Source organism: Halobacterium sp. KA-4 (genome assembly GCF_021028995.1).
In the GTDB taxonomy this organism is placed as follows: Archaea; Halobacteriota; Halobacteria; order Halobacteriales; family Halobacteriaceae; genus Halobacterium.
On record NZ_JAJJZG010000004.1, the window covers coordinates 21,013 to 43,932 of the forward strand.

20 protein-coding genes and 2 pseudogenes are annotated in these 22,920 nt (G+C 66.8%); 7 read left to right on the plus strand and 15 right to left on the minus strand.

Going from position 1 to position 22,920, the window contains the following annotated elements; genetic code table 11:
* Positions 1-84: 84 nt before the first annotated feature.
* The 7 genes from LPA44_RS05490 to LPA44_RS05520 form a co-directional block, all read right to left on the minus strand.
* Complete coding sequence (locus tag LPA44_RS05490; protein WP_230888587.1) at positions 85-2,169, minus strand: DUF7846 domain-containing protein; 2,085 nt, start codon at positions 2,167-2,169, stop codon at positions 85-87.
* On the minus strand, positions 2,148-3,278 hold the full coding sequence (locus LPA44_RS05495) for an ABC transporter ATP-binding protein (RefSeq protein WP_230888588.1): 1,131 nt from the start codon (positions 3,276-3,278) through the stop codon (positions 2,148-2,150). The genes LPA44_RS05490 and LPA44_RS05495 overlap by 22 nt, the downstream gene beginning before the upstream one ends.
* Positions 3,271-4,881, minus strand: a complete 1,611-nt coding sequence (locus tag LPA44_RS05500; protein ID WP_230888589.1) for an ABC transporter permease — start codon at positions 4,879-4,881, stop codon at positions 3,271-3,273. The genes LPA44_RS05495 and LPA44_RS05500 overlap by 8 nt, the downstream gene beginning before the upstream one ends.
* Positions 4,882-6,045, minus strand: coding sequence for an extracellular solute-binding protein (locus tag LPA44_RS05505; protein WP_230888590.1), 1,164 nt, complete (start codon positions 6,043-6,045; stop codon positions 4,882-4,884). It lies immediately after the preceding gene.
* A gap of 60 nt (positions 6,046-6,105) precedes the next feature.
* Positions 6,106-7,254 (minus strand): alpha-1 4-glucan-protein synthase, encoded by a 1,149-nt coding sequence (locus tag LPA44_RS05510; RefSeq protein WP_230888591.1) that lies wholly within the window; start codon positions 7,252-7,254, stop codon positions 6,106-6,108.
* Positions 7,255-7,318: 64 nt separating this feature from the next.
* Positions 7,319-8,026: a hypothetical protein gene (locus LPA44_RS05515; protein WP_230888592.1), complete on the minus strand. Its 708-nt coding sequence runs from the start codon at positions 8,024-8,026 to the stop codon at positions 7,319-7,321.
* Positions 8,023-9,531, minus strand: coding sequence for a protein kinase (locus tag LPA44_RS05520; protein WP_230888593.1), 1,509 nt, complete (start codon positions 9,529-9,531; stop codon positions 8,023-8,025). Before LPA44_RS05520 ends, LPA44_RS05515 begins: the two co-directional genes overlap by 4 nt.
* A gap of 91 nt (positions 9,532-9,622) precedes the next feature.
* Between LPA44_RS05520 and LPA44_RS18360 the strand changes: the two are divergent.
* Positions 9,623-10,950: pseudogene (locus tag LPA44_RS18360) on the plus strand (glycerate kinase type-2 family protein).
* A gap of 61 nt (positions 10,951-11,011) precedes the next feature.
* Here LPA44_RS18360 and LPA44_RS05530 read toward each other — a convergent pair.
* Together LPA44_RS05530 and LPA44_RS05535 are read right to left on the minus strand one after the other, a co-directional pair.
* Positions 11,012-11,782, minus strand: a pseudogene (locus LPA44_RS05530) (RNA-guided endonuclease InsQ/TnpB family protein); the annotation flags it as partial.
* A 180-nt stretch (positions 11,783-11,962) separates the two neighbouring features.
* Positions 11,963-12,832, minus strand: a complete 870-nt coding sequence (locus tag LPA44_RS05535; RefSeq protein ID WP_230888595.1) for a universal stress protein — start codon at positions 12,830-12,832, stop codon at positions 11,963-11,965.
* A gap of 162 nt (positions 12,833-12,994) precedes the next feature.
* On the opposite strand from LPA44_RS05535, the gene LPA44_RS05540 reads away from it, so the two are divergent.
* The 3 genes from LPA44_RS05540 (at position 12,995) to LPA44_RS05550 (ending at position 15,741) form a co-directional block, all read left to right on the plus strand.
* Positions 12,995-14,089, plus strand: coding sequence for a sensor histidine kinase (locus tag LPA44_RS05540; RefSeq protein ID WP_230888596.1), 1,095 nt, complete (start codon positions 12,995-12,997; stop codon positions 14,087-14,089).
* 138 nt (positions 14,090-14,227) lie between these two features.
* On the plus strand, positions 14,228-15,379 hold the full coding sequence (locus tag LPA44_RS05545; protein WP_230888597.1) for a thiolase C-terminal domain-containing protein: 1,152 nt from the start codon (positions 14,228-14,230) through the stop codon (positions 15,377-15,379).
* A complete protein-coding gene (locus LPA44_RS05550; protein ID WP_230888598.1) occupies positions 15,376-15,741 on the plus strand; it encodes a Zn-ribbon domain-containing OB-fold protein in 366 nt (121 codons plus the stop codon). The genes LPA44_RS05545 and LPA44_RS05550 overlap by 4 nt, the downstream gene beginning before the upstream one ends.
* 10 nt (positions 15,742-15,751) lie before the next feature.
* Here the strand turns inward: LPA44_RS05550 and LPA44_RS05555 are convergent, their stop codons facing one another.
* From LPA44_RS05555 to LPA44_RS05570, 4 genes are all read right to left on the minus strand, one after another.
* Complete coding sequence (locus LPA44_RS05555) at positions 15,752-16,117, minus strand: GNAT family N-acetyltransferase (protein WP_230888599.1); 366 nt, start codon at positions 16,115-16,117, stop codon at positions 15,752-15,754.
* A gap of 62 nt (positions 16,118-16,179) precedes the next feature.
* Complete coding sequence (locus LPA44_RS05560; RefSeq protein WP_230888600.1) at positions 16,180-17,277, minus strand: NADH:flavin oxidoreductase/NADH oxidase; 1,098 nt, start codon at positions 17,275-17,277, stop codon at positions 16,180-16,182.
* Positions 17,278-17,552: 275 nt separating this feature from the next.
* On the minus strand, positions 17,553-17,819 hold the full coding sequence (locus tag LPA44_RS05565) for a hypothetical protein (protein WP_230888601.1): 267 nt from the start codon (positions 17,817-17,819) through the stop codon (positions 17,553-17,555).
* Between the two features lie 87 nt (positions 17,820-17,906).
* Positions 17,907-18,548, minus strand: coding sequence for a nitroreductase family protein (locus LPA44_RS05570; RefSeq protein ID WP_230888602.1), 642 nt, complete (start codon positions 18,546-18,548; stop codon positions 17,907-17,909).
* 144 nt (positions 18,549-18,692) lie between these two features.
* On the opposite strand from LPA44_RS05570, the gene LPA44_RS05575 reads away from it, so the two are divergent.
* A complete protein-coding gene (locus tag LPA44_RS05575) occupies positions 18,693-19,298 on the plus strand; it encodes a TetR/AcrR family transcriptional regulator (RefSeq protein ID WP_230888603.1) in 606 nt (201 codons plus the stop codon).
* A 15-nt stretch (positions 19,299-19,313) separates the two neighbouring features.
* On the opposite strand, the gene LPA44_RS05580 is transcribed toward LPA44_RS05575, so the two are convergent.
* Positions 19,314-19,670 (minus strand): hypothetical protein, encoded by a 357-nt coding sequence (locus tag LPA44_RS05580; RefSeq protein ID WP_230888604.1) that lies wholly within the window; start codon positions 19,668-19,670, stop codon positions 19,314-19,316.
* An 84-nt stretch (positions 19,671-19,754) separates the two neighbouring features.
* Complete coding sequence (locus tag LPA44_RS05585; protein ID WP_230888605.1) at positions 19,755-21,182, minus strand: dihydrolipoyl dehydrogenase; 1,428 nt, start codon at positions 21,180-21,182, stop codon at positions 19,755-19,757.
* Between the two features lie 99 nt (positions 21,183-21,281).
* Here LPA44_RS05585 and LPA44_RS05590 point away from each other — a divergent pair, with 99 nt between their 5' ends.
* Together LPA44_RS05590 and LPA44_RS05595 are read left to right on the plus strand one after the other, a co-directional pair.
* Complete coding sequence (locus LPA44_RS05590; protein ID WP_230888606.1) at positions 21,282-21,965, plus strand: haloacid dehalogenase type II; 684 nt, start codon at positions 21,282-21,284, stop codon at positions 21,963-21,965.
* A 79-nt stretch (positions 21,966-22,044) separates the two neighbouring features.
* The gene (locus tag LPA44_RS05595) at positions 22,045-22,914 is read left to right on the plus strand and encodes a transcription initiation factor IIB family protein (protein ID WP_230888607.1); all 870 of its coding nucleotides are present in this window, start codon (positions 22,045-22,047) and stop codon (positions 22,912-22,914) included.
* Positions 22,915-22,920: the final 6 nt, after the last annotated feature.

Here is a 22,920-nt window from a genome sequence, read left to right on the forward strand (position 1 = left end):
TGAGTGGGTGGGAGTACTGGGAGTGCCAAGCCCCCGGGGACTCCTATCCTCGGTCAGATAGGGACTCTCAGAGTTGTTTGTGCCTCAAGGGAGTCCCCCAGACTTCGACGGACTCGGAGTCACCGACGTGTTCACGTAGGCGCCGTCCGGCCCGACGCCGGGCACGTACGCGGCGCCACCCTCGCAGTTCCGCAGGTCTGTGCAAAGTTCGCGGTACGGCGTCAACGTCTGGTACTCCCCGTCGGCTCGCTCAATGGGGAACCGGACGCGGTACGCGAACCCCGCGCCGTAGCCGCCGTCGACGTGCGCGTCCAGCACGACACTTACTCCGTCCTCGACCGGTATCGACGCGGTCTCATCGCCGGCCGACAGTCGCATTCGGCCGTCCGCGACCACAAGGTCGATGTTCGCGCGCGACGCGTTCTGTGGCGTGAGCGTAACGTACGTCTCTTCATCGGCCGCCGATACCGTGAGCGTCACCGTCTCCGTCCACGACGGCAGCCCCAGTTCCGCGTTCACGGTCAGCGAGTCGCCCGATGCGACGTGGATTCGCCGGAGGTCGGGGTCGACGGGGTCGTCGCCGTACGGCGACCACGACCCACGGTAGACGTACCGGTAGAATACGCGGTCCGGATATTCGGCGGCGATGTCGAGCGGCCGCTCGTTGACCGCATAGACGGTGCGGCCGTCGAAGCTCGGGTTGTTACGCAGCGGCTGGAACGGGTGGTTCAGCCAGTCACCGTACGGGTCCGGGAGGAAGACGACGCTGTTCGTGGGCGGTTTGGGTTCGAACGGCTCGTAGGCCGCCTCGTAGTGGTCGGTGAGTTCAGCGTTGTCCCGTACCTGTTCGGCGGTCGCTGACGCCGCGACGCCGCCGAGTACTGCGCTCGCGACGAGTAGCACGGCGAGCGTGGCTGCGACGGCGCGGCTCGTCGAAAGTCGGTTCGTAGCCGCGTCGCGAACACGGTCGGCGGCAGCGAGCACTCCCGTCGCGGCGAACGCGCTCACGGGTACGAGCAGGTCGAAGTGGTAGTACGGCCCGAGCGTCGTAATCAGGCCGTTCGGGTCCTCGACGTCTCCGAGGACGTTGAAGTTCCCCCAGAAGTAGATGTTCCCAACGACGACGCTGGCGGCGACGCCCGCGAGCACGGCCTGCTGCCACGCCCAGCCCCGACGGTGTGTCACGAGCGCGCCGACGGCGGCCAGCGGCACGCCGAGAACGCCGAGTGGCGCCCACTCCGTGACGAACTGTTCGAGGACGCTGGCGTTCGCGCGCAGCGCGAGCCTGGGGGTGTACTGGATTTCGTGGTTCAGTATCTCGCGGCGGCCGAAGCCGAGGCCGTCCAGCGGCGCGAACGCCTGATATGGGAACATCAGCGGGTCACCCGTAACGACGGCGTTGTACGCGAGCGTGACGGCGACGCCGCAGAGACCGAGGCTGGCAGTCGCGACGCGGCGCCGGAATAGCGCGGAGAGGTGGCGATCCTGGAACGGTTCGCGGAGTGTCCAGACGGCGTGGACGATGAACGGCGTCGCGAACAGGACTGCCGTATAGGGACGCGAGAAGAACGCGAGGCCGATAGCGGCCCCCGCGACGGCCGCCCAGCGGACGCTCCCGGTGCGTTCGGCACGGAAGTACGCGAGCGCGAATGCGAGGTTGAGCATCGTCGTCGGCGCGTACGGGAGGAAGACGGCAGACTGCATGAGGAACAGCGGCGAGCAAAGCAGCACGACGGCGGCGAGTACGCCCGTGCGGTGGTCGAACGGCTCCCGGACGACGCCGTAGAGGAGCGCGACGTTGGCGGCGGCGACGGCGGGGAGCGCGTATCGGTATGCGCCCGCGAGTTCGCCGAGCGCGTAAATGGCGGCCGTGACAGGCGCGTACTTCGAGTAGAGGCCGCGCGGCGAGTCCACGAAGAACCATGGGCGGAACGAGCCCTCGACGGGCGGGTGGAGGAACAGTTTGCCGTCGAGCAGCATCGCGGCCTGTTGGAGGTAGACGGCTTCGTCGTGGTTCGTGGAGTGGTACGGAAAGACGGTGACGGAGAGCACGTACGCCGTGACCGCGGCGACAACCGCGAGCGCGGCGGGCGCGAGAAACTGACTGCCGCGGACGCGAGTGACGAGTCGGCGGATGCGCCCGTCCGTCATCCCTGTTTGGGGTACCATGCGAGTGAGTGGTCGGCGACGAGGTCGACGGTGACGGGTTCGCCGACTGTCATGTCCTCAGCGTGGTTGTGGAGGCAGCGTACGAGATCGCCGTTGTCCAGTTCGACGTGGTAGATGAACGAGGGGCCGGTGTACTGTCGGCGGACGATTGTGCCGTTGGCGTTGGCTTCGTTCTCGGGGACGGCGCGGAGGTCGTCCGGGCGCACGAGTACGTCAACCATCGCGCCCGCGTAGCCATCCGCGAGCCCCTTCAGGAGGGTGCGGTCGTAACTCCCTATAGAGGTGTCGACGGTGTCGCTGCCAACGCGCGCGGAGAGGAACCCGGCCTGTCCAAGGAACGACGCGACGAAGCGCGACTCGGGGTGTTCGAACACTTCCTCGGGGTCGCCGATCTGTTCGAGTTGGCCGTCGTTGAGCACTGCAACGCGGTCCGAGATGGAGAGTGCTTCCTCTTGGTCGTGGGTGACGGAGACAGCCGTGACACCGGCCTCCTTGAGGATGCGCCGGACTTCCTCACGCATTTCCACGCGCAGCCGGACGTCCAGATTCGAGAACGGTTCGTCGAGCAGCAGGATGTCGGGTTCGGGCGCAAGGCTGCGCGCGAGTGCGACACGCTGCTGTTGGCCGCCCGAGAGCTGGTCGGGCGAGCGGTCGCCCATCCCGGGCATGTCCACAAGGTCGAGGAGGTCGTCGACGCGCTCGTCGGCGGCGTCGCCGTCGCGATCGGTGAGCCCGAACGCGACGTTTTCCCGGACCGAGAGGTGGGGGAACAGTGCGAAGTCCTGGAAGACGATGCCGACGCCGCGGGACTCGGCCTCTATGAACGTTGACGGCCCGGCGACTTCCTCGTCCGCCAGCGAGATGACGCCCTCGCTGGGGCGTTCGAGGCCGGCGAGCATGCGTAGCGTCGTCGTCTTCCCGCAACCCGACGGCCCAAGAAGTGTGAGAAGTTCGCCGTCGCGGACGGACAGCGAGAGGTCCGTGACCGCGGTCTCGGAGCCGTACTCCTTGGTCACGCCGTCGAGTTCGAGGACTGCGTCGGCGGCGTCGGTCGGTCCGTCTATGTCGGGCTCGACCGCCGCGTTCGTCGTAAGTTCGCTGTCAGCCATTGTATCGTTCCTGTGCGAGGATGACGACCATCGAGAGCGCGGACACGCCCACGAGTACGAGCGCGGGTATCGCGGCCGCGCCGTACGAGCCGGCCCCTCTAACGAGCCAGATGTACGAGACGAGGGTTTCAAAGCCTATCGGACTCAGCATTAGCGTCGCTGGAAGCTCCTTCATCGTCGTGAGGAAGACCAGCGCCGCGCCGGCGGCGACGCCGGGCGCGATGAGCGGCAGCGTCACCTTCCGGAACGCACCCATTGGGGACCGGCCGAGCGTGCGTGCGGCCTCCGTGAGCTTCGGATCCACCTGAAGAACCGACGACCGGACGGTGCCGACCGCCTGCGGGAGGAAGCGCACAACATACGCGAACACGAGCAGCGGCACGGTCTTGTACAGCGACTGGGCGAACTCCGTGGAGAGGTACAGCAGCGCGAGCCCGACGACGACGCCTGGGACCGCATAGCCGACATACGTCAGACGGTCCGCGAGCGTCGATAACAGCGACGTCGAGCGAGCAGCGTACCCAGCGACGGGTAGCGCGAGTAGCGAGGCGGCGACGGCAGCGGCGACAGCCACCTTCAGGGAGTTCCACGCGACGGCGGGCTCGAACTCGAAGACCGCAGCGCCAGCCTGCTCGAACCACCACGCGAGTACGCCCAACGGCACGCCGAGCGAGAGCACGGCGATACTTGCGCAGAACACCAGCGCGGGCCATTTCCACGCACCGAGCGTGATTTGGCCGGGCTGGCGGGAGCCCCGGGAGATGTACGACGCGTTGGCGTCGCTGCCGATGCGGGACTCCAGCGCGAGCACGACCGCGACCACCGCGAGCAACTGCAGGGAGAGCAACGCGGGGTAGCCCTCGGGGACACCGAGGCTGCGCTGCGCGACATAAATCTGCTGGGTGAACACCTCGTAGCGCATGATAGAGGGCGTCCCGAAGTCCGAGAGCGCGTATAGCGCAGCGAGCAGCGCGCCCGCGGTAACGCCGGGCAGAATCTGGGGGACAGTGACGCGCTTGAACGCTTCCCACCGCGAGTGGTTGAGGGTGCGCGCGGCCTCGACGAGCGTTCCGTCAAACGAGAGCAACGCGGCTCGCGTAGTCAGGAAGACGTAGGGATACGTGAACAGAACCAACACGAGCGCGGTGCCGTGGAGCCCGTAGATAGCAGGGATGCGTTCAACCCCAAGTGGAGCGAGTGCATCCGCAAGGTCGCCCTGCGGACCGAACGCGGAGACAAACGTGAACGCGCCAATATAGCTCGGGACAACCAGCGGGAGCGCTGCGACAACCGTCCAGAACCGCCGCCCCGGGAGGTCGGTTTGGACGGTGAGCACAGCCAGCGGCACGCCGACGAGCACGCACCCCAGTGTCACCCAGAACACGAGTACGAGGCTGTTGAGAAGCACGTCGAGGCTGTCGGTCTCGGTGAGCAGGCCGACGAGGTGGCCGAATCCGTAGTTCGACGCGCGGACGAGTAGGCCGACCAGCGGCAGGGAGACGAACGCCGCGACGGCACCGGCCAGCACTGCGAGCGAGAGCCCCGGCTCGTCGTCGCCGCCGACGGCGTCGCGGAGGCGTGCGAGGCGCTCGCTGACTGCCATCTATGAGAGGATGCCGACGTCCTCTAGGAGTTGGATGGTAGGCTGGACGTCCGACAGCGACTGGAGGTCGAGGTCCGGCGGCGAGAGTTCCTCGATGGTGGGGAGCGGGCCGACGGGTTCGACGCCCTCAATCATCGGGAACGCGAAGCCGCGGGTGGCGAGGAACTCCTGGGCTTCCGCGGAGAGCAGGTGGCGGACGAACAGTTCCGCGAGGTCGGGGTTGGAAGCGCCGTCGAGGACGCTCGCGCCCGCGGTGTTGACGAGGGCGCCGGCGTCATTCTCGGTGAACGCCAGGTCGAGAGGAGCGTCGGGGGTGTTGGCGAAGACGAGCATGGGGTAGTAGTGGTTCGTCAGCCCGACGCCGACTTCGCCGTTTGTGATGCCCTGCGAGACGGTGGCGTACTCGCTGTCATAGCGCGCGGGGTTCTGGTCGAGCATGTTGTTCAGCCACTCGCGCGTGCCGTCCTCGCCGCGAAGCTGGCGCATCGCGGTGACGAACCCGTGGAACGCGCCGTACGTGGGCGCCCAGCCGATGGTGTCGGTGAATCGGTCCTCGGTCGCAATCGCGTCGACGCTGGTGGGGATCTCGGACGCGCTGAATTGGTTCGTGTTGTACGGAATCGCGCGCGACCGGCCGGCGACGCCGGCCCACTGGTCGGTCACGAATCGGTCGTCGGCGACCATCGAGGTGGCGTCGCTGGAGAGGTCGAGGGTCGCGCTGTTGTCCGCGACGTACGCCAGCGAGCCGGCGTCGACCGACCAGAAGACGTCCGCTTGCGTGGTCCCGCTTTCGTACTCGTCGACGATGACGTTTGCGAGCTGCGAGGACGGCTGCGTCTGGGCGGACGCCTCGAAGCCGTCGTAGTACTGGTTGAGCAGGTCGATGAGCGTGGTGTAGCGGCCGCCTTCGCCGCCGCCGAGGTAGATGGAGAGTTCGCCTTCGAGGTCGGGGAGGTCCTCGATGGAGGTGCCGCCGGGGGCGGGCCGCCCGGAGACGAGTTCGCCGGAACCGCGGAAGTCCGCGAGCGTCGGTTGGTCGTTCTCACCGCTGCTGCCGCTCCCCCCGTCGCCGAGGATGCCCGTACAGCCCGCGAGTGCGGTCGTCGAAGCTACACCTGCCGCCGCGAGGAAGCGCCGGCGCGTCTGACTCTTTCGCTCTTTCATGTATTGAATTAGGTCGGCCTAAAACTCTTATAACTACCGATTCCGGTGCCTGCGGTCTGGTTAGTCGTCGGCGGGCGCAGCCGTACGCTGGTCCGCCAGCGCCGCACAGCAGTCCACCCAGTCCAGCAGATACTCCCCGCACTCCACGAGGAACGCGCCGTTGTTGTACTCCTCATAGTCGCCCTCCACGAGGCGCTCGCCGACCGCACGGGCGACTGCCTCGTAGGAGTCCTCGTCGGGCTCAACGGCCGCGACCTCCTTCCAGAAGTGCTCGTTCAGTTCGAGGCCCGCGACCTCGTTGGCGAGGTCGTCGAACGTCGACCGCGGCGCCTTGTTGTGCTCGCACAGCGGCGCACCGTTGTAGATTTCGCCGCCCACCACGTCGGCCGCGCGCTTCAGGAGCACACCGCTCCAGATGTCGTCGAAGCGCCCGACCTCCCACGCGTTGTCGTCCATCGGGAACTGGTAGAACGCGGGCACGACCTCGCGGCGGAACGCGAGGTTCATCGAGCACACCGTGAGGTAGTCGCCCTCGGCGGCCACGAAGTCGCGATCGAAGTCCTCGAAGTCCGTGCGCGTCTGAGCCTGCCCCTGCAGATCGCCGTCCATCAGGATACGCACCGCGTCGAGGTCCGGGACGTTCGTCCAGAGCCCCTGCGAGGCGACCACGTGGTCGGTCTCCGTGGTGTCGGTCTCGATGTCCTCATCCATCGCGGAGTAGGGGTACCCGCGCGGGTAGAGGTCAGATTCGGACTGGTAGAGGACGTTCACCCAGCGCTCGTCCGAGGAGACTTCCTCTACTTCGCCCTCGTGGGCGAGGTTATCGAGATGCGTGCCGAAGAAGTCCCACTCGTCGTGGGGGAGCGTGTCGTCGTCGATGAACACGCCGTACTCGAAGTCGTTTGCCCAGAGGTAGAGCAGGCCGAACGAGGTCTGGGCGTGGCTGGCGGCGGGAATCAGGTGGCTGTACTGTTCGAGGCCCTGCTCGGCGAACCACGCCTCGCGGTCGCTGCCGTCGAAGACAGCGCCGGCGACGCCCTCCTCGTCGAGCATCTCCCGCATCCCCTCGGTGTCACAGAAGTCCTCGGTGACGAGGACGACGAACAGGCGGTCCAAGTCAAAGCCGTGGTCGCGGGCGTTTCGGAAGTACTCGCGCATGCATTCGTACTCTCGAATCGTCGGCACGATCACGCAGACGTCTTGGTTCATCTGTTGGAGTGGTCTATTTAGGCCACCCTAAAATGTGTGTCGATGTTTAGGGCGTCCTAAATTGTCAAGTAAGGCCAGCGACCGACTGCTGAAGGCGTACCGTCGGCGGCACCAGCAGGCCGCCCAGCAGCACGAGGAACACGTGGAACACGCCATCGGCGACCGCAGCGGGCGCTAGCAGCGCCAACGCATCGGCGGCTGCCACGCCGGTCGCACACACCAACACGAGCAGTAGGTGGCGGCGTAAACTGTCCAGCGCCGTCCCGTGCGCCAGCGTCTCCAGACGCTCGCTGAACGCCACGCCGTACGCCGCGAACCCGAGCGCGCCCAGCGCCTTCACGCCCGCAGCTATCGCGGGCTGGTCGATGAGCAACACGACCAGCCACTCCGCGGCGATGACGACCACGAACCCGAATTCGAGCCGCCTGACCCGGTCGAGCGAGACCGCGCGCTCCTCGGGCGACGGCGCAAGTGCGCTGTTGAAGTACACCTCCCGCAGCGCGAACGTCAGAAACGCGATAGCCACGAGCAACGAGACATCCGCGAATGCACGCACTACGCTCGCGTTCCGCACTGTCAACACGAGCCCAAGCACGCCGAAGGCCGCGAACGACAGCCCGAGATAGGTGAGGTATCCCCAGAAGTCGTCGTATCCCTCTAGCCGGTCGAAGGCATAGTTCTGGACCGCGTAGTACGTGAACGCCAGCCCGGCGACGACGACGATGCCGTAGCCCGCGAACGCCACCGCTGACAGCGTCTCCGTAGCGGTCATCGACGCACCCCACCGAGGTCGGCGGTGAAGTCGTCGAGCGCGCGCTGGAAGTCCAGCACGGTCGCGAACCGCGCACGCTTCTCCGGGGCCAGCGCCCGCGCGAACAGGTCGTCAGCGCTCCCTGGGAGCGCCGGGTTCTGCTCGGACGCCGGAATCCGTTTCTCTTCTTTACCTGGTGGCTCGCCCGTCAGCAGGAAGTACGTCAGCGCGCCCAGCCCGTAGACGTCCGTCGCCTGGTCGAAACGGCCGTACGTCTCCGGGTCGTGATGCTCGGGGGCCGCGAACGCGGCTGGAATTGGCGGCGTCCGGCGCGCGCTGGCGGCGTGCGCGAACCCCCAGTCGCCCAGCAGCGGCGCGTCCCATGTCCGCGCGCCCGTCTCCACGAACCGTACCGCGCCCGGGTGGATACCGCCGTGGACGACGCCACGCGAGTGGGCGTGACTGACCGCGCGAGTTAGCGCACTGGCATTCCAGACGGCCTCCGTGAGCGTCGTCGGAGCCCCACGGCTGTCGAGCGTGTCGCCGTCATCGTAGCGCGTCGCCAGCCATCGCGCGCCGTAGCCGAGCACGGCGACCACGTGGTCGTGGTCGTCCACGCCCGCCCACTGCTCGACGCCGTCCGCAAACGCCGACGTGACCGCGCTCTCGTCGGCGTGCAGCCGCCGCACCGTCGCCAGCCCGTGTTCAAGCACATCTTCGTCGACGTCCGCGCGGTAGTCTGTCGTGAGCACGCCCTCGCGGACTTTCAGGTTCGGTGAGACGTCCTCGGCGGCGAGCGTCACGTCCGGCGGGTCCGGAATCTCCGCGGGCGGCCCCGCGTCCGTCTCGTCGCTCTCGGCCTCCTCGCTGTGGACCGGCGCGTTCTGCCCGAAGGAGACGTGAATCGGCCGCGAACGGTCGTCGTCGTCGTTCACTGTGACCACGGAGACGCCGTCGGGGAACAGGTCTGCGTACGCCGGGTGCGAGCGCACGACCATCGGGTAGCCCGCGTCCTCGGCCCGCTTCGCGATGGCGGTCGTTACCTCAGCGACCGCCTGCTTCGCGTACCGCTGGACGAGCGCGTCCTCGGACTGCGTGAGTGGCGCAATTGCTGACAGGCCCGTCGAAGCCCGCGCAGGGTATGACTTTGTGACGCCAGCGAGCGCGACTACACCATTCTGCCGAACAAGCGGGTCCTCTGCTCGCGTCAGCGAGACGAGGTCGGAAAACTCTACGGAGAGCGCGTCAGGCTGGCGCTCGGCTAGTTCCGCGAGCACCCACGTAGCCCCCCGCCGCACCCACACGTCGTCGTCCTCGACCGCGTCGCGGATATCATTGAGGACGGCGCGAACCTCGGTCGGCTCGGTGGTGACGGCCTCCACGAGCCGCCACGCGGCGCCCGCGCGCTCGTCGGCGTCGTCGCTGTGGAGGCGCTCCGCGAGTTCCTCGACGCCGTCGGCGTCCACCGACTGCCGGAGCGCGGCGACGCGCTCCTCGTCGACCGAGCCATCTGTGTGGCGTTCCATGCGCGTTGCTATCGAGCCAACTTCGCCGGCACCCGCATTGAACCTTCGGCTTCCCCCGGTGGTTTTGCTGCCCCGGTACGTCTCGCCCGGTATGGTAGATATCCGGGACCAGGCGACGCTCGCTGAGACGCCCGCCCGCGAGACGGCGCTGGCGTGTGTCGAGGCCGGCATCGACGCCGCGCACCCCGCCCGCGTGGTCACCGACGAAGTGACGGTCGACGGAGACGTGCTCCGGGTTGGAGACGCGACTTACGACCTCGCCGGCCACGACCGCGTCGTCGTGCTCGGTGGCGGGAACGCGGCTGCACACGTCGCTCGCGCACTCGTCGACGTTCTGGGCGACCGGCTCAACGGCGGGTGTGTAGTAACCGACGACCCGGTCGACGTACCAGGCGTGGCCGTGCTCCCGAGTGACCACCCCGTCCCCTCGAAGCGAGGCGTCGATTCCACTGCGGACCTGCTTGACGCCGCCCACGGCTACGACGCGGATACGCTCGTGCTCACAGTGATAACGGGGGGTGGCAGCGCGGTGATGCCCGCTCCCGCAGACGGACTTTCCCTCTCCAACTTGCAGGCCACGACCGAGGCGCTGTTGCGCTCGGGCGCGCCGATTCACGACGTGAACGCCGTCCGCAAGCACTGCTCGGCGCTGAAAGGCGGGCAGCTCGCGCGAGCGCTCGCACCGGCGACTGTCGCTACGCTCGTGTTCAGCGACGTCGTCGGCAACGACCTCGATGTCGTCGCCAGCGGGCCGACAGTCCCGGACACCTCGACGTACGACGACGCGCTCGCCGTTCTCGACGACTACGTGGTCGACGTTCCGACCGCAGTCTGCGACCACCTTGAACGCGGCGCGCGCGGCGACCTCCCCGAGACGCCTGGTAAGGAAGACCCAGCGTTCGAGGCCGTCGACACGCACGTGCTCGCGGACGGGTCTACTGCGCTCGCCGCGGCAAGCAATGCCGCCCGGGAACGCGGCTATGAGTCGCTGATCTCTCCTCGTGTATCGAGGGTGAAGCCCGCGAAATCGGAGGGGTTCACGCCGCGATTGGAACAGAAACCGCGCACACGGGCGACCCGGTCGAACCACCCGCCGTCCTGCTCTCGGGCGGCGAACTCACGGTCACCGTCGGGGGCGACGGCGTCGGCGGCCCGAATCAGGAATGCGTGCTCGCCGCTGCCCACCGTCTCCCGGGAGGCGCGGCGTTCGCGTGCGTGGACACGGACGGCATCGACGGCGCAAGCGAGTACGCAGGCGCGCTCGTCGACAGCGAGACGGTCGACGACCCCGCCGACGCTCGCGCGGCGCTCCGCGAGAACGACGCGGGCGGCTTCCTCGCCAACCGAAACGCGCTACTCCGTACTGGTCCGACCGGGACGAACGTCAACGACCTGCGCGTGCTCGTCGTCGAGAACTGAGTGCCTACCTGATCGACATCCTCCTCCGCCTGAAAGCGGAGGAATCCCGAGCGTTGGGATATTAAGGTTTGCAGACGCCCTGTTCTCTCGGTGTGAACCGGCCGCTCTCGCGGTCGAACAGGAAGACTCCGGGCTGTGCCAACCAGCCGGGACTCATATCCCCAGTCGGAGGACTCTGAGTTATCTTTCGTCGGATGTTCACTGCGCCGTTCACGTTCGCGTTCATCGTCGTCTTGCACGATGAACAGACGTACAGACCACGCTCCACGCGATTACTGTCTCGAATCTGCCCACAACACGAACATGTCTTCGACGTGTTCTCCTCGTCCACGCGGTCAACGAGGATACCGTGTTCCTCGGCCTTGTATTCGAGCAGACGGGCGAATCGGTCGAACTCCCATCCGTGGAGTTTCTTGTTCCCCGACGCTCCCCAGTTCCGCGAGTCGCCGTTCTCATCCTCGCGGATGTCACTAAGGTCGCCAACTGCTATCTCTGCCACGCCTGCTTCGACACACCGTGTGACGATGTGCTTGCTGAGGGTGTGGAGGAAGTGGTCTTTGCGGCGAGAGAGTTTCCGACGAGCCTTCAACGCCCGCTTGGATGGCCCGTTCTCGCCTTCAGTCTGGTACTCCTCACGAGTGAAGTAGTGCTTGTCTTCTTTCAGCACATTCCCTGGATACAACTCATTCGAGCCGTCTTCATAGTCGATGGCGAGATAGTTGCTGATGCCGAGGTCGATACCCGCTGTCTTGTCACCGGGAGCGTCCTCAACGGGAATTGCTTTCTTGCAGACGAGGTGGAGTTCCCAGCGGTCGCCGTGGTATTGCGCCTGCTCCGCGTATAACACGGTCGATGACACGGCCTGTATGCCTCAAGTGGGACGACCATCACTGGTCAGAGTCATCACGCTCTGTTCCCAACGAGGAGCATACGAACCCGCAAGTTGCCTCCGTGGGCCGGTAAGCGATACCCCCAGCGCGAGGAAACCCCGGCGTTCACGCCGGGGAGGATGTCATAGCCAGCGGGAGAACACGGACTCGTCCGTGTCGCGGTGGACGGTCAGGACCGGGCCGGATTCGCCGTCCTGTTCGACTTCGTCGGTCGTCGACCCGAAGAGGAACCGCCTGAGCCGCCCCTTCTCGGGCGCGCCCAGCACCGTCACGTCGTGGTAGCCGGCGTGCTTGATGATTTCGTCCGCGGGCTCCGCGGCTTCGACGATGTGATGGTCGACTTCGACGTCGTCGCCCAGCCGGTGCTCGTATGCATCCAGTAGCGCGTCGGCGTTCCCTCGCTCCGACTCGCTCGCGTCCTCGTTGACGACGTGGAAGAGTTCGATCCAGCAGCCGGAGGCGCGCGCAATCGCCTCCGCGATGCGCGTCGCCAGTCCCGAGTGTGGGCCCTTCGCCACCGGCACGAGAATGCTGGACGGCGACTCGAAGGTGTCCATGCGCGTCCCGACGACGTTGTGACACCCCGATGCGACCGTCTGCTCGTCGCGGCTCCGCGAGAAGAAGCCCCGTTCCTCGCGGTCGACGACCGTCGCCGTTATCGAGTGCGAATCGACGAACGTGTCGAGGACTCGGTTCGAGAAGTCGTCCTCGAACTGCGCGACGGGGATGTCGAACTCTTCGCGGACCGCCAGCTCCAGCTCCGCCTCGTCGCGCAACTCGTTCGCGTCCGCCAGCCCGCCCGCTTCGGTCGCGTGCAGGATGTACAGTTCGCCGTCACTCCCGAACGTGATGCTCGCACCGAGGAGGCTCGTCTCCGTTCGGTTCGCGGCTTCGCAGAACGGCACGAGGATGCGCTGCTCGTCGGCCGGCCAGTCGACGCCCTCGTGGTCGAGGACCTGCGGCCACGGTCGGTCGCCGGAGTTGATGCTCATGGATGGGGCGTTCGGTGGATGGAGTGATAAATTGTCGCCGTCGTCGCAACGGTCTCGAGATGGCATTCAAAATTCGTTCGTCCATCCTATTATAGAATACCGGGACAAGAAGATAGTAATTCGAGTATAGTGCAAACGTATATATTGTAATAATAGGATTTAGTGCTCGAGCGGCAAGAAACATACGTGTGGGCGTGGAACGGGGAGATGATGGAAGGTAACGATTCGAGCCCCCTCGAACCCCGCGAGGACGCCGGTCGGTTCCAGTACCTTTTCGAGCACGTGCAGGACGCCGTCGTGGAGTTCGAACTGGACGGCGAGGAGCCTATCGTCGCAACGGTCAACGACTCGTTCTGCGAGATGTTCGGCGTGGACCGCGAGGCGGTCGTGGGCGCGTCGCTGAACGACCTCATCGTTCCGAGCGAGCGGGTGACCGAAAGCAACCGCTTCGACCAGCGCACCGCCGCGGGCAAGTCGAACTACGCCATCGTCGACCGGCGCACCGAGAACGGCCTCAAGACACTGCTCTACCGCGGCATCCCCTTCGACGGCGGCGACGGAGGATTCGCGCTCTACACCGACCTCACCGACGAGATTCGCCAAGAGCGCGAATTGGCGGTGCTCAACCGCGTGCTCCGGTACAACCTCTCCGAGGAAGTCGACGCCTTGCTCGACCACGCCGAGGCCCTCGCCGAGAACGTCGAGGACCCCGAACTGGCCGACACCGCGCGGGAAATCCAGGAGCGCGCGCTCGCGCTCGACCGCACCAGCGAGGAAGCGAGGGACGTCGAGCGCGTGCTGGACGCCGACCCCGACCTGGAGCCGACCGACCTCGGCGACGTGGTGCGGGCGGCGCTCGACGACGTGCCGCTGGTCGACTACGCGGACGTGACCGTCGACGTCGAGGACGCGCCGCAAGTCATGTCCGGCGGCCACCTCGACCGCGCGGTCGCCGCGCTCGTCGACAACGCGATTCGCTACACCGACGACGAGACGCCGCGCGTCCAAATTACCGCACGTCGGACCGACGGCGCGGTCGCGCTGACAGTGAGCGACGACGGACCCGGCCTCCCAGACAAGGAGCGGCGGCTCCTCACCGGCGACGTCGACCTGACGCCGCTCGACCACGGAAGCGGGCTCGGGCTGTGGCTGGTCCGGTGGATTGCGACGGCCTACAACGGCGCCGTCACCTACGAAGAGCGTGCGAGCGGCGGGAGCGACGTCACGCTCGAAGTCCGCGCCGCGCCGAATCACTGAACGACAGCGGGAGTGGGCTGAGACGTATTCGAGGCCGCGAACCCGGGCAGACCACCGTGTAGCGGCGATATTTCGCGTCCGGCCGCGTGTCGGCGCGAACGTGAAAGCGTAAAGACCCCGCTCCGAGACGGTGGGGGTATGGACCGCGTAGCAATCATCGGTGCGTCGATGACGACGTTCGGCGACCGCGACGCGTGGGTGCGGGAGTTGCTGGCGGAGGCCGGCGACGCCGCCCTGCGGGACGCGGGCGTGGACGGCGACGACCTCGACCACCTCTACGTCTCGAACATGGCCAGCGGCGAGTTCGAGGGACAGACCGGCGTCCCGAACGCGCTCGCCCACGACCTCGGCGCGCTCGGCGCGTACACCCAGCGCGTCGACCAGACGAGCGCCTCCGGCGGCGCGGGCATCTACGCCGCGTGGCAGTCCGTCGCCTCCGGCGCGAGCGACATGACGCTGCTCGTCGGCGGCGAGAAGATGACCCACAAGACGACGGGCGAGGCGACCGACGTCATCGCCAGCCTCACGCACCCCGTGGAGTACAAGCACGGCGTCACACTCCCGAGTTTCGCGGGCCTCACCGCACGCAAGTACCTTGACGAGTACGACGCGCCCCGCGAGAGCCTCGGCAAAGTCGCCGTGAAGAACCACCGCAACGGCGTGGACAACCCCCACGCGCAGTTCCGTAAGGAAGTCGACCTGGAGACTGTTCTCGACTCCCCCATCGTCGCGGACCCGCTCCGGCTGTACGACTTCTGCCCGATTACGGACGGTAGTTCCGCGCTGCTGTTCTGCCCGGAGTCCGTCGCCGAGGAGTACGCCGACGACTACGTCGTCGTCTCCGGTATCGGCGGCGCGACCGACACCCACGTCGTCCACGAGCGCGAGGACCCGACGACGATGCAGGGCGTCGTGGAGTCCTCCGAAATCGCCTACGAGATGGCCGACCGCGGCCCCGAGGACGTCGACTTCGCGGAACTCCACGACATGTTCACGATTCTGGAGTTCCTCCAGAGCGAGGACCTCGGCTTCTTCGAGAAGGGCGAGGGCTGGAAGGCCGCCGAGGAGGGCGTCACCGCTCGCGACGGCGACCTCCCCATCAACACCTCTGGAGGACTGAAGTCGAAGGGCCACCCGCTCGGCGCGAGCGGCGTCGCACAGGCGTACGAACTCTACGTGCAGTTGCTCGGCAACGCGGGCGACCGACAGGTCGAGGGTGACGTCGGCCTCGCCTGCAACGTCGGCGGCTTCGGCAACTGCGTGACCACCACCATCCTCGAACAGCCATGAGCTTCGACGCACACCGCTGCCCGAACGGCCACGTCACGTACCCCGGACACACGCGCTGCCCGGAGTGCGGGGAAGCACAGACCGAGACCATCGACCTCGCCGAGCGCACCGCTACAGTCGTCACATGGACGACATCCACGGCGACGCCGCCGGGCGTCCGCGAGCCCAACCACCTCGCAATCGTCGAGTTCCAGGTAGAGGGTGAGAGCGTCCGCGCGCTCGGCCAGCTCACGACCGCCGACGACGTCGAAATCGGCGACGACGTCGAACCGGTGTACGAAGAACAGCTACGCGACCCCGAGGCGGGCATCCGCGAGCCCGACAGCCACGAGTGGGACGGCTACCGGTTCGAACCTCCGTAGCCGCTTAAACCTACTCGGGCGTCACGTGGTCGACGACTGCGCCGAGCTTCTCGACGCCGCCGTCGAGGAACGACCGCACGGAGCCGAGGATGTCGCCAACGAAGTCCGGGACGGGCTCGGGCAGGCTCGCGACCGCAGAGAGCCCGTGGAGGTCGTGAAAATCGCCGCGAATCCGCGTCCGGAAGTCGATGTGCTTGGAGGTCGTCAGGAGGTCGTCGCCGTCGTAGAGCCCGTAGCGGGTGCCGACCGTCGCGGGTGTGGGGACGTCCTTGGGGTCGAAGTCCTTGACTGGGCCCGCTTCGGGGCGGAACGCGTACGAGACCAGCGAGTGGAAGGCCTCGCGGTCGTCGTCGGGGACCGCGTGAAACTCGGGCATACCACGAGAAGTGGCGGTCGCCCGCTTGAAACTATTGGGCCCGTGTGAATCGGCGTCGGGCCCTAGAACGCGCGGTGGTACTGGACGGGGACGTCGACAGCCTCCTCGCGGTCGAGTTCCTTCGCGGCGTGCAGCGGGAAGTAGGGGTCACGGAGGAACTCGCGGCCGACGATGGCGAGGTCCGCGCGGTCGTTGCGGATGATGGCGTCGGCCTGCTCGGCGGACGTGATGCCGCCGACGGTGCCAACCTTCACGTCAGTGTCGCGGCTGTTCCGGATGTGTTCGGCGAATCGGAGCTGGTAGTTCGGGCCGGTCCACTCGATGTTCTGGTCGGGGTGAATGCCACCGGAGGAGACGTCGACGAGGTCCGCGCCGACCTCGTAGAGGTCGTCGGCGAGGCGGGCGGACTGCTCGACGTCCCAGGAATCGCGGTCGTCGAGCCAGTCGGTCGCGGAGATGCGCACGAAGACGGCTTTGTCCTCGCCCATCTCCTCGCGGACGGCTTCGGTGACCTCGCGGACGATGCGGGTGCGGTTCTCGAAGCTGCCGCCGTACTCGTCGTCGCGGTCGTTGGTCACAGGGGAGAGGAATTCGTGGAGGAGGTAACCGTGAGCCGCGTGGACCTCAGCGATTTCGAAGCCGGCTTCCCGGGAGCGTCGGGCGGCCTCGCGGAACGATTCGATGACTTCATCGATGCCGTCCGAATCGAGGGCTTCGGTCGCAGGCGGCTCCTGGTCGTAGGGCCACGGTTCGTCGGAGGGACCGACGACCGTCCAACCGCCGTCCTCGGGGTGGACTGGTTCGGAGCCCTCCCACGGTCGGGACTTCGACCCCTTCCGGCCGGCGTGCGCGAGTTGGATGCCGGGTGTCGCGCCCTGGGACTTCACGAAGTCGACGATGGGTTCGAGCGCGTCGCGGTGCTCGTCGCTCCAGATGCCGAGGTCCTCGGGTGTGATGCGGCCACGGGATTCGACGGCAGTGGCTTCAGTCATCACGATGCCAGCGCCGCCGGTGGCGCGCGAACCGAGGTGGACGCGGTGCCAGTCCGTGGCGAGGCCGTCGCGGGCGTCGACGGAGTACTGGCACATCGGGGACACGACGAACCGATTCCGGGCGGTCACGTCTCGCAACTCCAGCGGCGAGAACACGTCGTCTGTCATCGCGTGGCTGTAGTGCTGCCGGGGGTTTATCCGCGATGACTGAGGGGCTGCTTGCCGGCTTCGCGTCTGACTGAGGATTTTTCACTCGGCGAAAACACACGATATCCACCGATTTGATTGGTGTTTGTACATGTACGAGTCAGCCAACACCGCCCCGGCATCGTGGTCGAGGGACTACTTGGACAGTTTGACGCTGTCGTCGAAGGTGGCGGCAACGACCAGTGGCAGCGCTGGCACCTCCCCGACAAGTCGCTGTCCACGCGCTGGCCGGAACTCTAGTCTTCCTCCAACCCTTCTTCCTCGTCCTCTTCGAGTTTCATTCCCTCGGCTTCCGGCGCGTAGTACTCGTCTTCGCCCTCCTCGGATTCCTCGCTCTCTGCGCCCGTCTCCTCGCCGGCGACCTCGATTTCGGCTTCCACTTCGATGGAGACCCCCGGCGCGTCCAATTCCGCCTCGAACTCCTCCTCGTCGCCGGCTTCGATCTCAAGTTCGGTCGAGTCGACTTCCACTTCGACCTCGGTGTCGACGTACGTATCAGACATACTCGGAGCCACACCACGACGACTGGTAAACGGTGTGGCCGGCCGCAGTGCTGGCCGGCGTGAAAATAATGCGGCGAAGCGGAGCCGCTAGAAGGTTTCGCGGTGGAGAACGTCGTCGACGTCGCGGCGCGGCAGGCGCTCGGGCTCGTCGCCACCGCTTGGGCCAACCGCAATCAGGACGACCGGAATCGTGTCCTCGGGCAGGTCGACGAAGTCCGCAGCAGCCTCGAAGTCGAAGCCAGTCATCGGCGTCGCGGTGAGGCCGCGGGCGTGCGCGGACAGCAGGATGTTCTGTGCGGCGAGGGAGGCGTTGCGAATCGCGTAGTCGCGGCCCGCGCGGTCGGACTCGTAGCCGGCGACGGTCTGCTCTTTCATCGCCTCGCCGGTCTCGGCGTCGACGCGGCCGGCTTCGACCCACTCGTCGAAGACGCGGTCGGCGGTCTTCGTCTCGGTGTGGCCAGCGACGAGAATTGCGGTGCCGGCCTCCTTGATGTGCTCTTGGCCGTTCGCAATCTCGACGAGTTCGTCGAGGCGGTCGTCGTCCTGAATCGCGACGAAGTCCCACGGCTGGAGGTTGAACGAGGAGGGTGCGAGCGTCGCGTCCTCGACGATTGCTTCCAGGGTCTCATCGTCGACGTCCTCGCTGGGGTCGAAGTTGTGCCCGGAGCGGCGGCTGCGCAGCGCCTCGATGGCGGCGTCGGTTCGCGACTGCTGGCTGGCTTCTGACATCGGCTTACGATAGGTTACCCGTACGGAGGGGGCTGGCGGTCCCAGCGCGTCCCGCCGATTGGAGTGCGTGAGCGACCGACACGCGCGAACCCCGTTCCCGGCCACCGACATCACTATCCCGTTCGCTTGACTACCCGTTCGCCGATGGTGGACGCTCACCCGTTCTCCGGCGAGCCGGCGACCACGCGGGAAGCGATCATGCAGGCGACGTTCCGCGCGCTCCGCGAGCATGGCTACGCGGGGTTGACGATTCAGCGAATTGGCGATCACTTTGAGAAAAGCAAGTCGCTGCTCTACCACCACTACGACAGCAAGGACGAACTCCTCTTGGAGTTTCTGGCGTACATGCTCGCGGAATTCGAGCAGGCTGCACCTGATGACGACCTGCCGCCGCGCGAGCGTCTCGACGCGATTCTCGACCACGTGCTCGCGGTGAAACTCCCCGACGACCGGCGGGAGTTCACGAGGGCGATGGTCGAACTCCGCGCGCAGGCCGCCCACGATGAGCGCTATCGCGACCATTTCACGCGTAGCGACGACTCGCTGCACGACGAAATCGCAGGCATCGTCCGCGAAGGCGTCGAGTCGGGCGAATTCCGCGACCTCGACCCCGACGATGTCGCGTCGTTCCTGTTGACGCTCGTGAATGGCGCGATGTTTCAGCGAGTCACTGCCGAGGAAACGCGCACGGAAGCGGTCCGCGACGAAGTCGACGCCTACCTCGAATCGCAGCTGCTGGCCGAGGAGTAGGGCGGGCGAGGCGCGTTAGAACGTGATAATCTCGTAGTCGTCGTCGACGAGCGAGCGGATGCTTGGGTGGCCGTCGTGTTCGTCGACGGTGACGACGCCCGCGTCCTCGATGGCTTCGTCGACCCCGAACGCGCCCGAGCAGTGGTCGCACGCGGAGCTGTCGTCCTTGACCGTGGCGTAGAGGTGGTGGTAGTCGTGGTCGGGGTCTTCGAGTTCGGGAATCCACTGCGTGCCCGCGCCGTCGAAGATGAGTTCGAGGTCGTCCTCGGGGTTCTCGGCGAACTCGCGGGCGGCTTCGAGGCCGTTGACGAGCCGGCCGAGGTCGCTGTGGGATTCGGTGCCTGCCAGAATTACGATTGCGGCATTCGTCATTACACTCCGACCCACGAGCGCCGGTCAGAAAAGGTCGCGCGAACGTCTCAGTAACGAGGTTACGGGACAGTAATCCCGGGACGGCTAGTGGTGGTGTTCGTGGCCGCGGCTGAACTGCCCGGAGAACGCGCGCTGGACGACCTCCGGGAGCGCGGGGTGGACGTGAATCGACTCGCGGATGTCTCGCACGGTGCCGGAGCCGGCTTTCATTGCGACGACGACCTCCTGAATCAGCGTCGAGGCGTCCGGGCCGACGATGTGGCAGCCCAGAATCTCGCCGTCGAGGTTGACGAGCACCTTCACGAATCCGTCGGCGTGCATCGCGTCGCCGCGTGCGGTGTCCGCGAAGTCGTACGTGTTCGTCGCGTACTCGCGGTCCGCGTCGCGGAGTTCGGCTTCGGTCGCGCCGACGCCCGCGACCTCCGGCGACCCGAACACGGCGAACGGCATCGCCGAGTAGTCGACCGGCTCGGGTTCGCTCCCGAAGATGTTGCGCGCGACTGCCTGCGCCTCGTGGTTGGCGCTGTGCTTGAGGAGGTACTCGCCGACGACGTCGCCGAGCGCCCACACGTCCTCGACGTCGGTTTCGAGGTAGTCGTCAGTCGCCACGAACCCGCGGTCGTCAGTCTCGACACCCGTCGCGTCGAGGTTCAGTGTGTCCGTGTTCGGCGTGCGACCGGCCGCCACGAGCAGCGCGTCGCCGGTGACGGACAAAGTTTCGCCGGCCTCGACGACGCCGCCGCCCTCTCCGTACTCGTACTCGCGGGCTTCTAAGGTCACTTCGCCGTCTGACTGGGAGACGCTCGTCGCCTCGTAGCCCGTGTAGACGTCGGCGCGCTCGGCGAACTGGTCGGTGAACGCCGCCGCGACCTCGCTGTCGGCGTTCGGCAGCAGGTTCGGACGCCGGCCGACGACCGTGACGTCGCTGCCGAACGTCTCGAAGAAATGCCCGAGTTCCGCTGCGATGTAGCCGCCGCCGACAACGACGAGGCGGTCGGGCGGCGTCTCCAACTGGAGCGCCTCCTGGCTCGTAAGGTAGTCGACCTCTTCGATGCCGTCGATAGGTGGAATCGCGGGGCGCGTGCCCGCCGCGATGAGTACGGTCTCGGCACGGATGCGCGCACCGTCGTCTTCGCCACCCGAAATCTCGACCTCGTGATCGTCCAAGAAGCGCGCTTCACCCTCATAGAGCGTGTGTCTGTCCGACGAGCGCAGGCCGCGCCGAATCGAATCCGCGTCCGCCTGCACCTCCTCGTTGACCTTGCGGACGATACGCTCGAAGTCGACGCCGTTGACTTCGGCGTCGATCTCGAACTCGCCGGCGCGCTCGATGGTTTCGAGCACGTCAGCGTGGTACAACAGGAGCTTCGAGGGAATGCAGCCGCGGTTCAGACATGTCCCGCCCAACGGCCCCTTCTCCACGACGGCGACCGACTGGCCCTGATTGGCGGCGACGTTCGCGACGTCCAGCCCGGACCCCGAACCGATGACGAGAAAGTCGAATTCGTCCATACGCCGCACACGCGTGCCGGCGTCAAGAAACCGCTTGCAGCCGCGAACCCCGCCGGTTGGCCCGAAAGTTATCCGGGACGGGGGTGAAGGCGAGCGTAGATGACCTTCGACTCGGAGCGCGTCACGACGGTGACCTTCGACTCGTACAGCACGCTCGTGGACGTGGACGCCGCCGAGCGCGCGCTCGCCGACCGCGTCGCCGACCCGAAGCCGGTCTCTCGGCTGTGGCGGTCGCGGTCGCTGGCGTACACGTTCGTCGCCAACCAAATCGACGCCTACCAGCCGTTCTATGAGATGAACCGGGACGCCCTCCAGTACGCGCTGGACGCCCACGGCGCGGACGTCACCACCGCGGAGCGCGACGAGATTCTCGCTGTCTACCACGAACTCGACGTCTTCGACGACGTCCGCAGCGGCCTCGAAGCGCTCACCGACGCGGGCTACGACTGCTACGTCGTCTCGAACGGCAACCCCGAGATGCTGGCGTCGATGGTCGACCACGCCGACATCGGCGACCTCCTCGAGGACACGGTGAGCGCCGATGAGGTGGGGACGTTCAAGCCCGCCGCCGAACTCTACCGCCACGCTGCCGCCCGGACGGGGACGCCAATCGACGAAATCGTCCACGTCACGGCGGGCTGGTTCGACGTGCTCGGCGCGAGTCACGCGGGTATGCAGAGCGCGTGGGTCGATCGGAAGTCGTCGCCGTGGGAGCCGTTCGCGGGCGACCCGGACCTCACGGTTTCTGACTTCCATGACCTCGTCGCGGCGCTCTCGGCCTGATTCGCCGCGTGGTGGGCGCGTGGTATCCGCCTCAACCCCGAGTTATTTGTCCCCGCATGACACACTCCGGGACGATTAGATGACGACCGAAGAGACGAGCGTCGAGCCGCAGGTGGTCGGCGACGCGCTCGACCAAATCCAGTCTGCCGCGACCGCGCTTGGGGTTCCCGCGGAGACGACGGAGACCGCGATTGCGGTGTTCCGCCGTCACCGCGACCAGCGCGCGGCCCACGCGCACAACGTCGCGACGACTGCAGCGGCATGCCTGTACGTTGCGTGCAAAGTTGAGCGAGTCCCGCGTACGGTCGACGAGTTCGTCGACGCGACGGGCGTCGATCGCACGCAGCTCCTGCGGCGCGCAAAGGCGGTGACCAGCGAACTCGGCATCGACCTCTCGGGGTTCGCGGACGCCTCCCAGTACGTCGACCGGTACGCCGACGAGCTCTCGCTCCCCGAGGACGTCGCGGACCGCGCGCGGGAAATCGTCGACCACTGCGAGGACGCCGGCATCGCGGGCGGTAAGTCGCCAAGCGGGTGGGCGGCGGCCGCCATCTACAATGCCTCTGTGGAGGCCGACATGAACGTGCGGCAGGACACGCTCACGGAACTGGCGGACGTCACGCACGTCACCATCAGGAACCGCTACAAGGAGCAACGCGAAGTGCTGCGCGAGCGGAACCCGCCGCCCGCAACCGCGGTGGCCGCTATCGACTGGTATCGCGAGTACCTGCCCGCGTCGGATTACGTTGCGAGCACGGCGCGCGACCTGCTGGAGTCGGCGGCGGACGTCCGATCCGTGGACGACGAGCCCGCTGCGTGGGCGGCCGCCGCGCTCCGGGTCGCGGGCGAGCGAGCGGGCGCTCCAATCGGCATGAAGGCGCTGAAGACGCCCGCGGGCTGTGCTTCGACGGACATCCATGACCGCGCTAGCGATCTCGAATCGCTGTAGTCTGAG

Excerpts from the sequence above, each read along its gene's own strand:
- LPA44_RS05505 (WP_230888590.1), bottom strand. The coding sequence starts at position 6,045 with ATGAAAGAGCGAAAGAGTCAGACGCGCCGGCGCTTCCTCGCGGCGGCA.
- LPA44_RS05520 (WP_230888593.1), bottom strand. The coding sequence starts at position 9,531 with ATGGAACGCCACACAGATGGCTCGGTCGACGAGGAGCGCGTCGCCGCG.
- LPA44_RS05495 (WP_230888588.1), bottom strand. The coding sequence starts at position 3,278 with ATGGCTGACAGCGAACTTACGACGAACGCGGCGGTCGAGCCCGACATA.
- LPA44_RS05560 (WP_230888600.1), bottom strand. The coding sequence starts at position 17,277 with ATGACAGACGACGTGTTCTCGCCGCTGGAGTTGCGAGACGTGACCGCC.
- LPA44_RS05555 (WP_230888599.1), bottom strand. The coding sequence starts at position 16,117 with ATGCCCGAGTTTCACGCGGTCCCCGACGACGACCGCGAGGCCTTCCAC.
- LPA44_RS05550 (WP_230888598.1), top strand. The coding sequence starts at position 15,376 with ATGAGCTTCGACGCACACCGCTGCCCGAACGGCCACGTCACGTACCCC.
- LPA44_RS05510 (WP_230888591.1), bottom strand. The coding sequence starts at position 7,254 with ATGAACCAAGACGTCTGCGTGATCGTGCCGACGATTCGAGAGTACGAA.
- LPA44_RS05590 (WP_230888606.1), top strand. The coding sequence starts at position 21,282 with ATGACCTTCGACTCGGAGCGCGTCACGACGGTGACCTTCGACTCGTAC.
- LPA44_RS05500 (WP_230888589.1), bottom strand. The coding sequence starts at position 4,881 with ATGGCAGTCAGCGAGCGCCTCGCACGCCTCCGCGACGCCGTCGGCGGC.
- LPA44_RS05535 (WP_230888595.1), bottom strand. The coding sequence starts at position 12,832 with ATGAGCATCAACTCCGGCGACCGACCGTGGCCGCAGGTCCTCGACCAC.
- LPA44_RS05565 (WP_230888601.1), bottom strand. The coding sequence starts at position 17,819 with ATGTCTGATACGTACGTCGACACCGAGGTCGAAGTGGAAGTCGACTCG.
- LPA44_RS05585 (WP_230888605.1), bottom strand. The coding sequence starts at position 21,182 with ATGGACGAATTCGACTTTCTCGTCATCGGTTCGGGGTCCGGGCTGGAC.
- LPA44_RS05545 (WP_230888597.1), top strand. The coding sequence starts at position 14,228 with ATGGACCGCGTAGCAATCATCGGTGCGTCGATGACGACGTTCGGCGAC.
- LPA44_RS05515 (WP_230888592.1), bottom strand. The coding sequence starts at position 8,026 with ATGACCGCTACGGAGACGCTGTCAGCGGTGGCGTTCGCGGGCTACGGC.
- LPA44_RS05595 (WP_230888607.1), top strand. The coding sequence starts at position 22,045 with ATGACGACCGAAGAGACGAGCGTCGAGCCGCAGGTGGTCGGCGACGCG.
- LPA44_RS05490 (WP_230888587.1), bottom strand. The coding sequence starts at position 2,169 with ATGGTACCCCAAACAGGGATGACGGACGGGCGCATCCGCCGACTCGTC.
- LPA44_RS05570 (WP_230888602.1), bottom strand. The coding sequence starts at position 18,548 with ATGTCAGAAGCCAGCCAGCAGTCGCGAACCGACGCCGCCATCGAGGCG.
- LPA44_RS05575 (WP_230888603.1), top strand. The coding sequence starts at position 18,693 with ATGGTGGACGCTCACCCGTTCTCCGGCGAGCCGGCGACCACGCGGGAA.
- LPA44_RS05580 (WP_230888604.1), bottom strand. The coding sequence starts at position 19,670 with ATGACGAATGCCGCAATCGTAATTCTGGCAGGCACCGAATCCCACAGC.